We start from the raw sequence: 10,117 nt of genomic DNA on the forward strand, positions 1-10,117 counted from the left end.
AAATTCTCTGCGAATGTATAAATTATTTTTAGTGCACCAAAAAAAAGATTGCATTTTATGAAACAAAAAAGGATTTCTTAACAAATTTAGCAGGTTTTGTATGATAATATAAAAATATCGGCTTAAAATGAGAATATTGAATTGAGGTTCTGAGGTTCTTAGATGCTAAGGAGCTAAGTTTTTTTTGCCACGAATTCACGAATTTAACTCAAATCGTTGTGGTTATATTATAGGATTACATAAATTCAACGATTAGATTGTAAAAATAAAATTCGTGAATTCGTGGCTATTCCTCAAAATAATCCAGAAACCGGTCTATTCGTAATCCCGATTTTAGAATAATCAAAATCCATTTTTTGTTTTAATAATGAGGCGTACACACTTCTAAAATCTATTTCATATTTTAAATCGCCGTTGTCTAAGTCGGCTAGATTTGGATTTTTTCCTAAAATGGTTCCTTTATTATTCCCTCCGATTATGAACATTGGCGCCGCGGTTCCGTGATCGGTTCCGTTTCCGTTGTCTTTTACTCTTCTTCCAAATTCTGAGAAAACTACTATGGTCACATTTTGAAGTAATTGCGCTTGTTTTAAATCGCTGTAAAAACTGTAAAGCGCATCATTTAAATCTGTTAGTTTTCTTTCGTGAATGGCAAGCTGATTATCGTGCGTGTCGAATCCGCCGAGAGAAGTGTAATAGACTTTCGAGTTTAAATTTCCTTTAATTAATCTTGAAATCCATTCCAGATTTTTAGACAATTCTGTTTTCGGATAACTGATTTCATTTTTTGATTTTGCTAATGCTTTCTGAATTTCATCTGAACCTTCAGTAACCGAATTGGCAATTTTTCGAACAAAATCCAAATGCGGATTCTGAGACAAAGTCACATTCTCTTCTTTTGCTTTTACTTTAAATCGGTTTGGATCTTTTATTGTAATAAAGTTTGGTTCCACTCCTTTTAAAGCCAAATTATCAATGGAATCTAAATTGATTCCAGCCGTCGCTTGATGTCCGTTGCATTGCAAATCCAGAAATCTTCCGAGCCAGCCTTCATTAATATATTTATTAGAATCGGTTGCCGTTTGCCAGATTTCTTGACTTCTAAAATGCGAACGAATAGGTTCTGGATATCCGACATTTTGAATTACGGTCAAATCTCCATTTTGCTGCATTTGGGCAAAATCTTTCAAGGAAGGATGAAATGCCATTCCTTTATTTTTTCCAACAACAACGTCTTTATTTAAGGCAATTTTCGTTCGTAAATCATAATACAGTGGATCATCATACGGAATAAAAGTATTCAAACCGTCGTTTCCCCCATTTAGCTGTACAAAAACAACGCATTGTTCGCCAACGACTAAATTGGTTTGCGAACCAAAAGCGTGTAAAAAATCAGGAAGTACAAGCAGTCCGCCTGTAAAAGTTCCTGTCAATGTTAGAAAATCTCTTCTGTTCATAATCTTATTTTCTAAATTAATTGATATTCCGGCAATTTTGTGATGTAATTGAATACGCGAACAACTGCAAAATCGGCATGAGGTTCTTTGGGATCAAAATCGTATTTCAAAAGATTTTCCATGTCTTTTTGAGCCGAATCGCTGACGCTAAACAACAATCGATTTGACAATTCAGAAATAATGGTTTTATTATTTCCGTTTGAATCAAAAACGACTTTTGCATCCACTTTTTCATATTCTGATTTTTCTTTTTCCACTCCATTCATCATCGTTTTCAAAACCTTTCGAGTTAGGCTTTTACCACTGCATAATAAATCGGCTGTATTATTTCGTTGCAAATAAATCTGCGAAGTCAACCAGGAATTTCCCCCATCCCAACCTTTCACATTTACCTGATTGTACAAATCCATTCCCTGTTGTTTTATGAAAGCCATAATTGCAGTATCGTCAACATTCTGAATCTGCAATTCATCATAAATCTGCAAAATATAAACCAGCGGATTTTTGATTTTATTTCCTGAATTCTCTTTTTTGAATTCTTCCGTAAAAATCTTAGTCAGTAAAGGCTGAATTTCGAATTTTTCTTTTCTAAAATAATCTCCATAATACGTCACCAAATCCTCTGGCGGATTATCATATATAAACCACTTCAGGATTTTTCGAGTAATGAGATAAGGAATATTTTTCTGTTCAAAAATAATATCAACCAAATCATCCGATTTCCAGTTTCCTGTTTTTCCGAAATAGATTTTATCGCTGTTGTCTTCTATATTTTTTCGGTAAACTGCTCCGTCATCTCCAATGTTTAATCCTGCTAAAGCTTTTGCACCGTTTTTAATGTCGTTTTCGGTATAATTTCCAATTCCGATGGTAAATAATTCTAATAATTCACGACTAAGGTTTTCGTTTACTTTTCCTTTTTTGTTGTCGCCGTTATCGAGATATCGCACCATTGCATTCGATTTGAGAATTTGCTTGGTCAATTCTTTAAAATTGCCAAAAGCATTTTCGCGCAAAATCATATTGTGCTGATAAATCCAGTAGTTGATTTTTACTTTTTGTGAAGTCGAAACAAAGTGATTGTGCCAAAAACAAACCATATTCTCGCGAAGCGGAAATTCATCTGTACGCATTTTAGCAATCCACCATTTTTTGAATGCGACGTTTGCCTGATTTTCTTTTTTCTGAAATTCTTTTCTGGTTTCGGGACCTGAGATTTTTATTTGTTCTCTAATCTCTTTTAATTCTAAAGTTGTTTTAGGCTGATCCTGCAGAAAATCCGGAAACTGTTTGTCAAATTTGGAGTTATAAGAATGCTTTAGAAACTTTTCTATTCCTAATTTTTCAATTTGAATGGCTTGTTTTCCTGAAAAACCTAATCGTAATGACCAAAGATTGCTTTTTTTCATAATTCAGAAATTATTACAATAAGACTCAATTCTCTTTTAAAGGTTTAAAAGAGAAGGTTCTGAGCTACTTAGATACTAAGGTGCTAAGTTTTGAAAAGGTCTTTGGTATTAACTAGAACGGAGATTTTTTGGAGATATTGTTATTACGAATCAATCAAAATCATGCGGGGATTTTATTTAGACAATCAAAATCAAACATAGCCCACGGTTTCAACCGTGGGAGACGTAAGATGCTCCTCTTTGTGTACCCACGGTTGAAACCGTGGGCTATGTTAAATTAGATTCAGAATCTTTAAAACAAAAATTCATCTAGGAATTGTTTGTTTTCATCAATATACAAGAAATAATTCCCAACTTTTATTTGGTTATTTTGAAGTTCTAATTTGATTTCGATACATGGCGTTGGAATAAAATCATGATCCATTAAAATTGAAATAGATTTTGAAATGATTTTATCAAAACTTATATCTAACTCATTAGAATCAATATTCTTCAAATAGTCATTAGCTAGTTTATAATAATCATTTTTATTTTTACGAATTGAACTTAAATCCATTTTTTAAAGCTATTTATTTTTTTATAGAATCAAAAGTCTGTTGTGTCATTAGCTTTTTTCTAATCATAACCTTAAACCAATTTTCTAATTTTTCTTTTTCCTTTTTATCCATTTTACTAATGTCAATTTGAGGAAAATTTGAATAATCAATATGATATTTCTCTAAAAAAGCTGAATAATAATCAGAATAAGCTCTTTCATAATTAGATTTCTCTGCCATAATTTTTGAGTACACCATTACGCTATCTGTACTTTCGCGAAAACAACAATCTTTAAAGCCATAATAAAGTTCGTCATAAGCATCCAAATCGCCTCGCTTTTTAACTCGATTAATCAATGTATCATAATCCGTTACCATAGTACTTATTGTTCTCACTTCTTCAGAATCAATTTCTTCTGGAATTTCTTTTTGCACTTGTTCGACCTTTTCCTTACAAGAAAAAAGACACAATAAAAAAATTAAAGCTAAAATTCTATTTCCCATGAATTAATTATTAATTAGAAAAAAAGCAGCTATCAAAATGACAACTGCTTTCTATATAATCTCAGAACAAATCTTTTCTCTTTATTCTATTTTCTAAATTCTAAATTCTAAAAATTAAGACCCGCACATTTCACAATCTTCTGGATCTGCTGCTTGTGCTTTCAACAACATTGCTTTGTAGTCTTCAACACTAATCGCTTCAGTTTCTTGAACTAAAGATGGAGTTTCTTCTTTTTTATCGTTGTTTAATGTGAATTTAATCGCATCTACAGCCGCTTTTGTTCTTAAGTAATACATTCCTGTTTTTAAACCAGATTGCCAAGCGTAGAAGTGCATTGACGTTAGTTTAGAATAGTTTGCATCTTGCATGAACAAGTTCAACGATTGAGACTGATCGATGAAGTAACCTCTTTGGCGAGACATATCGATAATATCTTTCATCGACATTTCCCAAACTGTTTTATAAAGATCTTTTAAGTCTTGCGGAATAATGTCAATGTTTTGAACAGATCCGTTATGACGCATAATTTCTTGTTTCAATGACTCGTTCCACAAACCTAATTTTACTAAGTCTTCTAGTAAATGTTTGTTTACCACGATAAACTCTCCAGACAATACACGACGTGTGTAAATGTTTGAAGTATAAGGTTCGAAAGCTTCGTTGTTTCCAAGAATTTGAGAAGTTGAAGCAGTTGGCATTGGCGCCACTAATAATGAGTTACGAACCCCGTGCTCCATAACTTCTTTTCTTAAAGAAGCCCAGTCCCAACGACCAGATAATTCTTCGTCTTTCATTCCCCACATATTGTGTTGGAATTCTCCTTGTGACATTGGAGAACCTTTGAAAGTTGAATATGGCCCTTCTTCTTGTGCCATTTCCATAGAAGCAGTTACAGCCGCAAAGTATAAAGTTTCAAAAATTTCTTGATTTAACTTTTTAGCTTCATCACTTGTAAACGGCATACGCAACATGATAAAAGCATCTGCCAAACCTTGAACACCTAATCCAACTGGACGGTGACGCATATTTGAGTTTTCAGCTTCTTTTACTGGGTAATAGTTTCTGTCGATTACTTTGTTCAAGTTACGAGTTACACGTTTTGTAACATTGTAAAGTGCTTGGTGATCGAATTGTCCGTTTTCAATGAACATCGGCAATGAAATCGAAGCTAAGTTACAAACTGCAATTTCATCTTTAGAAGTAAACTCCATAATCTCTGTGCACAAGTTCGAAGAACGGATAGTTCCTAAATTCTTGTGGTTCGATTTACGGTTTGCTGCATCTTTGTACAACATATATGGCGTTCCAGTCTCAATTTGAGATTCTAGGATTTTCTCCCATAATTCACGAGCACGGATGGTTTTTCTTCCTTTTCCTTGAAATTCGTAATCTGTATATAACGCTTCGAATTCATCTCCATAAACATCATACAATCCTGGACATTCATTTGGACACATTAAAGTCCAAGTTGAATCTTCCTGAACACGTTTCATGAATAAATCTGAAGTCCACATTGCGAAGAATAAATCTCTTGCACGCATTTCTTCTTTTCCTGTATTTTTCTTCAAATCCAAGAAATCAAAGATATCAGCATGCCAAGTTTCGATGTAAATCGCAAAACTACCTTTACGTTTTCCACCACCTTGATCTACGTAACGCGCTGTATCATTGAAAACTCTCAACATCGGAACAATTCCGTTTGACGTTCCGTTTGTACCGCGAATATAAGATCCTGTCGCACGAACGTTATGAATAGAAAGTCCGATTCCTCCCGCTGATTGCGAGATTTTTGCGGTTTGTTTTAATGTATCGTAAATACCATCAATACTATCATCTTGCATTGCCAAAAGGAAACAAGAAGACATTTGTGGTTTTGGAGTTCCTGCGTTGAACAACGTTGGCGTTGCGTGCGTAAAGAACTTTTTAGACATTAAATCATAAGTTTCAATAACAGATTTTAAATCGTCTAAGTGAATCCCAACAGAAACACGCATTAACATGTGCTGTGGACGCTCAACAATTTTTCCATTTATTTTAAGAAGATAAGAACGCTCTAAGGTTTTGAAACCAAAGTAATCGTAATTAAAATCTCTTGTATAAATAATATGAGAATCTAAAAAAGCAGCATTTTCTTGAATTACTTTAAATACGTCATCTGCAATTAATGGAGCATCTTGTCCATTTCTTGGATTTACGTAATTGTACATATCTTTCATCGTTTCAGAGAAAGATTTTTTAGTATTTGAATGTAGATTAGAAATAGCGATACGAGCTGCCAATTGAGCATAATCAGGATGTGCAATTGTCATAGAAGCCGCTGTTTCTGCTGCAAGATTATCTAATTCAGAAGTCGAAACCCCATCATACAATCCTTCGATAACTCTCATGGCTACCTTAACAGGATCTACAAGCTCATTCAAGCCGTAACACAATTTTTTGATTCTTTCTGTAATCTTATCAAACATTACCGGCTCTCTGTGGCCATCTCTTTTTACTACATACATAAGCTTACCTTTTATAGTTATTGAAAAAATGAAAGTAACTAGAGAACGAACTCCAGCACTTAAACATTGCGTGTTTTTAAATTATTTTTTGAGAATTACCAAATTCTCAATAGTTACTTGTTTCAAATTCGAATTTCGAATTTAAATGCGTCAAAATTGTTATTGAATCTGCGACTTGGGGAAAGAGATTCAACCTTTTTAAAATATTCTGTTAATCTTTTTTCGGCACCTCTTGAAGAGTAGACGCCAAAAGTATTTTGTTACCTAGAAATCTGCATCGAATGAAATTTTCTGAGCATCACTATCAGTATTCATTACACCAGATTTTTGATACTCTGCAACACGTTTTTCAAAGAAATTAGTTTTTCCTTGAAGAGAAATCATGTCCATGAAATCGAATGGATTTGCCGATCCGTAAACACGCTCGCAACCTAATTCAACCAAAAGTCTATCAGCAACAAACTCTAAATACTGTGTCATTAAACCAGCATTCATACCAATTAAACTTACTGGAAGAGATTCAGTTACAAACTGTCTTTCGATATCTAATGCATCAACAATAATTTCTTTGATTCTTTCTTTTGGCACTTTGTTTACCAAATGATGATTATGCAAGTGAACCGCAAAATCACAATGTACGCCTTCGTCACGAGAAATCAACTCATTAGAGAAAGTCAAACCTGGCATTAAACCACGTTTTTTCAACCAATAAATTGAACAGAAAGCACCTGAGAAAAAGATTCCTTCAACGGCAGCAAAAGCAATAAGTCTTTCAGCAAACGAATCAGACTCGATCCATTTTAAAGCCCATTCTCCTTTTTTAGCAATTGCAGGAAAAACTTCCAAAGCATTAAACAATTCTGTTTTTTCTGCTTCGTCTTTAACATAAGTATCAATCAATAAAGAATAAGTCTCACTATGAATATTCTCCATCATGATTTGAAAACCATAAAAGAATTTCGCTTCTGCATATTGAACTTCATTAACAAAGTTCTCAGCAAGGTTTTCGTTTACAATTCCATCAGAAGCTGCGAAGAAAGCTAAAATATGTTTGATGAAATATCTTTCATCATCATTAAGCTTATTATTCCAGTCTGTCAAATCTTGATGCAAATCGATTTCTTCTGCAGTCCAGAAACTAGCTTCCATCTTTTTGTACCATTCCCAAATATCATGATGTTTAATCGGAAAAATAACGAAGCGGTTTTTATTTTCTTGTAATATTGGTTCGATTTGTGACATGACAGATTCTGTTAATTTTTGTATTGAAATTTTACCTTTTCAGTAGACTACAAAGATTGTCAATTAACGTCAAAAATAAAAGCCAAACTTATTCACAATCGGAGGTAGTTTTTAACAACGGCTAAAATTTGAGAAATTTCTCAGACAATAATTAATTTACTGCAAATGAGTATTTTAAAATCATTTAACACCTCTAAGAAGCCCGTAAAACATAGACTTTTTAATATAAAAAGCAAGAAACTTTAAAGAGTTTTAAAAAAGTTTTTTTGAGTCAAAAAAATGTTTTTTTGAGTTAAAATATGTAGTCAAAATGACTATAATTTTTGATGTTGATTTTAAGAATTTTTATGTTCTTCGGCAACTTTTTCAAGTTCCATATACCAGTCTTCGCCAAAACGACGAATTAAGGCTTCTTTGACAAATTTATAAACTGGAACTTCTAATTCTTTTCCCAAAGAACAGGCATCGTCGCAAATATCCCATTTGTCGTAGTTAACCGCTGCAAATTCAGTGAAGTCTTTTACACGAATTGGATATAAATGACAAGAAACAGGCTTTTTCCAGTCAACAATTCCTTGATTATAGGCTTGTTCGATTCCGCAAAGCGCGGTTTTTCCATCAAAAATTACGTAGGCACAATCTTTATTATCAATAAGCGGAGTTTCCAAATCTCCATCGGTTCCCGTTACCCAAGTTCCTTGCGCCTCGATTGCCGCAATTCCTTCTTTTCTTAAAAAAGGCTTTACTTTAGGATAGATTTCTTCTAAGATTTTCGTTTCAGCCTCATTTAAAGGCGCGCCCGCATCTCCATCAACACAACAAGCTCCTTTACAAGCAGACAAATTGCACACAAATTCTTTTTCCAGAATATCTTCTGAAATAATAGTTTTACCTAACTGAAACATGATAATATTTTTAGAGTGCAAAGATAGTCAAAGAAAGCAGATATTCATTGTCAAAAATTTAACCACAAAGTTCGCAAAGATTTACGCAAAGAATCGCAAAGATTCTTTTACAAGCTTTCGATAGTTTATAAAACCTTGCGAACCTTGCGTAAATCTTTGCGTGCTTTGCGGTTAAACACACCATAACTTTTACTAAATGCAAAAGAAAACCACAATTGTTACAAATATCACTTTTTTAACCAATAAAACATGTTTTTATAACAAAAATACATTCTAAAGAAAAAACACCTAACTTTATTAACTACTTTTGCAGCAGTTTTTTAAACCTTAAAAATCAAATCGATATGTTAGAAATTGACTTCAAAGAAATCATTACCGTTAGTATGGTGCTTTTCGCCGTAATTGATATTGTTGGCTCTATTCCGATTATTGTAAATTTAAGAGCAAAAGTTGGGCATATCGAATCTGAAAAAGCATCAATCGTCGCCGGAGCTATTATGATTGTTTTTCTTTTTGTTGGAGAAGGTTTATTGAATTTAATTGGCATCGATGTTCATTCGTTTGCCGTTGCTGGATCGTTTGTTTTATTTTTCCTTGCTTTAGAAATGATTTTAGGAATCAGAATTTATCGTGACGAAGAACCAGGTTCTGCTTCTATCGTTCCGTTGGCATTTCCATTAATTGCTGGCGCTGGAACAATGACCACTTTGTTATCGTTACGATCTCAATTTCACACTATTAATATTATCATTGCGATCCTTCTTAATATTATTTTGGTTTATATTGTTTTAAAGTCTTCGAAAAAAATAGAAAATTTGTTAGGAGAAAACGGACTTGGAGTAGTTCGTAAGACATTTGGTGTAATACTTTTAGCAATTGCTGTTAAATTATTCGCCGCTAATGTTAAAGGTTTGTTTGTCTAAAATTTATTTTTATAAATTTACCCCGTAAAATATTCTAAAATATAACTCTTAGTCATTTTTCAGAGTTCTACTTTATTATTTTAGACCAAACAGAAACAATCTTATGAAAATTTTCACTTCAATCTTAGTGCTTTTAGCATTAGCTTTAATTGTTTTTAATATTACGCTATTAGACTTTAAAAATCCTTTTCAAGGAGACAGTATGGTAGCTTTTATTGGAATCGCCGCTTCATTTTGCGCTGTTCTGATTCTTTTGATTTTTAGAATTTCAAAAAGAATTGAAGAAAAAATGAATGACAACAGATAATATGTTTGACGTTTTAATTATAGGCGGAGGAGTTTCAGGTATGTCTTGTGCTCTAGTCTTAGGATCCGCGAAAAACAAAACTTTCGTTACTGACAAAAAAATCGGAATTTTTACACATCAGAAAAATTCTTCTTTACAAGAGGCAATCTTTTATAACGCTTACGGAATTACACCAGGAAAATTAGGCTCTGAACTTTTAACTGAAAGCACACAGGATTTAGCTACAACTTACCCACACATTACTCAGATTCCAAATGAGAAAGTAATGAAAGTTGAAGGCAGTTATCCTGAATTTACTGTTGTAACCAACAAAAACTCTTATAAAACAA

Annotated in this window: 10 protein-coding genes; 3 read left to right on the forward strand and 7 right to left on the reverse strand. The window is 33.1% G+C overall.

Annotation, left to right across the window (positions count from 1 at the left end):
- Positions 1 to 293: 293 nt before the first annotated feature.
- From VGE71_RS10110 to VGE71_RS10140, 7 genes are all read right to left on the reverse strand, one after another.
- Positions 294 to 1,457, reverse strand: a complete 1,164-nt coding sequence (locus VGE71_RS10110) for a DUF1501 domain-containing protein (protein WP_331138224.1) — start codon at positions 1,455 to 1,457, stop codon at positions 294 to 296.
- 11 nt (positions 1,458 to 1,468) lie between these two features.
- Positions 1,469 to 2,866, reverse strand: a complete 1,398-nt coding sequence (locus VGE71_RS10115) for a DUF1800 domain-containing protein (RefSeq protein WP_331138225.1) — start codon at positions 2,864 to 2,866, stop codon at positions 1,469 to 1,471.
- Between the two features lie 292 nt (positions 2,867 to 3,158).
- Positions 3,159 to 3,422: a hypothetical protein gene (locus VGE71_RS10120; RefSeq protein ID WP_331138226.1), complete on the reverse strand. Its 264-nt coding sequence runs from the start codon at positions 3,420 to 3,422 to the stop codon at positions 3,159 to 3,161.
- 13 nt (positions 3,423 to 3,435) lie between these two features.
- A complete protein-coding gene (locus VGE71_RS10125; protein WP_331138227.1) occupies positions 3,436 to 3,906 on the reverse strand; it encodes a hypothetical protein in 471 nt (156 codons plus the stop codon).
- Positions 3,907 to 4,020: 114 nt separating this feature from the next.
- Positions 4,021 to 6,411: a ribonucleoside-diphosphate reductase subunit alpha gene (locus VGE71_RS10130; RefSeq protein WP_331138228.1), complete on the reverse strand. Its 2,391-nt coding sequence runs from the start codon at positions 6,409 to 6,411 to the stop codon at positions 4,021 to 4,023.
- Positions 6,412 to 6,675: 264 nt separating this feature from the next.
- On the reverse strand, positions 6,676 to 7,653 hold the full coding sequence (locus VGE71_RS10135) for a ribonucleotide-diphosphate reductase subunit beta (protein ID WP_109190762.1): 978 nt from the start codon (positions 7,651 to 7,653) through the stop codon (positions 6,676 to 6,678).
- A gap of 335 nt (positions 7,654 to 7,988) precedes the next feature.
- A complete protein-coding gene (locus VGE71_RS10140) occupies positions 7,989 to 8,558 on the reverse strand; it encodes a DUF3109 family protein (RefSeq protein ID WP_331138229.1) in 570 nt (189 codons plus the stop codon).
- A 344-nt stretch (positions 8,559 to 8,902) separates the two neighbouring features.
- Between VGE71_RS10140 and VGE71_RS10145 the strand changes: the two genes are divergently transcribed.
- The 3 genes from VGE71_RS10145 to VGE71_RS10155 all read left to right on the forward strand — a co-directional run.
- On the forward strand, positions 8,903 to 9,481 hold the full coding sequence (locus tag VGE71_RS10145; protein WP_091494800.1) for a MarC family protein: 579 nt from the start codon (positions 8,903 to 8,905) through the stop codon (positions 9,479 to 9,481).
- A gap of 103 nt (positions 9,482 to 9,584) precedes the next feature.
- Complete coding sequence (locus tag VGE71_RS10150) at positions 9,585 to 9,788, forward strand: hypothetical protein (protein WP_008465053.1); 204 nt, start codon at positions 9,585 to 9,587, stop codon at positions 9,786 to 9,788.
- A 1-nt stretch (position 9,789) separates the two neighbouring features.
- On the forward strand, positions 9,790 to 10,117 hold a 328-nt coding region (locus VGE71_RS10155; protein ID WP_331138230.1), incomplete at its 3' end, for an FAD-binding protein.

It is taken from the genome of Flavobacterium sp., assembly GCF_036405015.1.
Taxonomy (GTDB): domain Bacteria; phylum Bacteroidota; class Bacteroidia; order Flavobacteriales; family Flavobacteriaceae; genus Flavobacterium.

Excerpts from the sequence above, each read along its gene's own strand:
- VGE71_RS10110 (WP_331138224.1), bottom strand. The coding sequence starts at position 1,457 with ATGAACAGAAGAGATTTTCTAACATTGACAGGAACTTTTACAGGCGGA.
- VGE71_RS10115 (WP_331138225.1), bottom strand. The coding sequence starts at position 2,866 with ATGAAAAAAAGCAATCTTTGGTCATTACGATTAGGTTTTTCAGGAAAA.
- VGE71_RS10120 (WP_331138226.1), bottom strand. The coding sequence starts at position 3,422 with ATGGATTTAAGTTCAATTCGTAAAAATAAAAATGATTATTATAAACTA.
- VGE71_RS10125 (WP_331138227.1), bottom strand. The coding sequence starts at position 3,906 with ATGGGAAATAGAATTTTAGCTTTAATTTTTTTATTGTGTCTTTTTTCT.
- VGE71_RS10130 (WP_331138228.1), bottom strand. The coding sequence starts at position 6,411 with ATGTATGTAGTAAAAAGAGATGGCCACAGAGAGCCGGTAATGTTTGAT.
- VGE71_RS10135 (WP_109190762.1), bottom strand. The coding sequence starts at position 7,653 with ATGTCACAAATCGAACCAATATTACAAGAAAATAAAAACCGCTTCGTT.
- VGE71_RS10140 (WP_331138229.1), bottom strand. The coding sequence starts at position 8,558 with ATGTTTCAGTTAGGTAAAACTATTATTTCAGAAGATATTCTGGAAAAA.
- VGE71_RS10145 (WP_091494800.1), top strand. The coding sequence starts at position 8,903 with ATGTTAGAAATTGACTTCAAAGAAATCATTACCGTTAGTATGGTGCTT.
- VGE71_RS10150 (WP_008465053.1), top strand. The coding sequence starts at position 9,585 with ATGAAAATTTTCACTTCAATCTTAGTGCTTTTAGCATTAGCTTTAATT.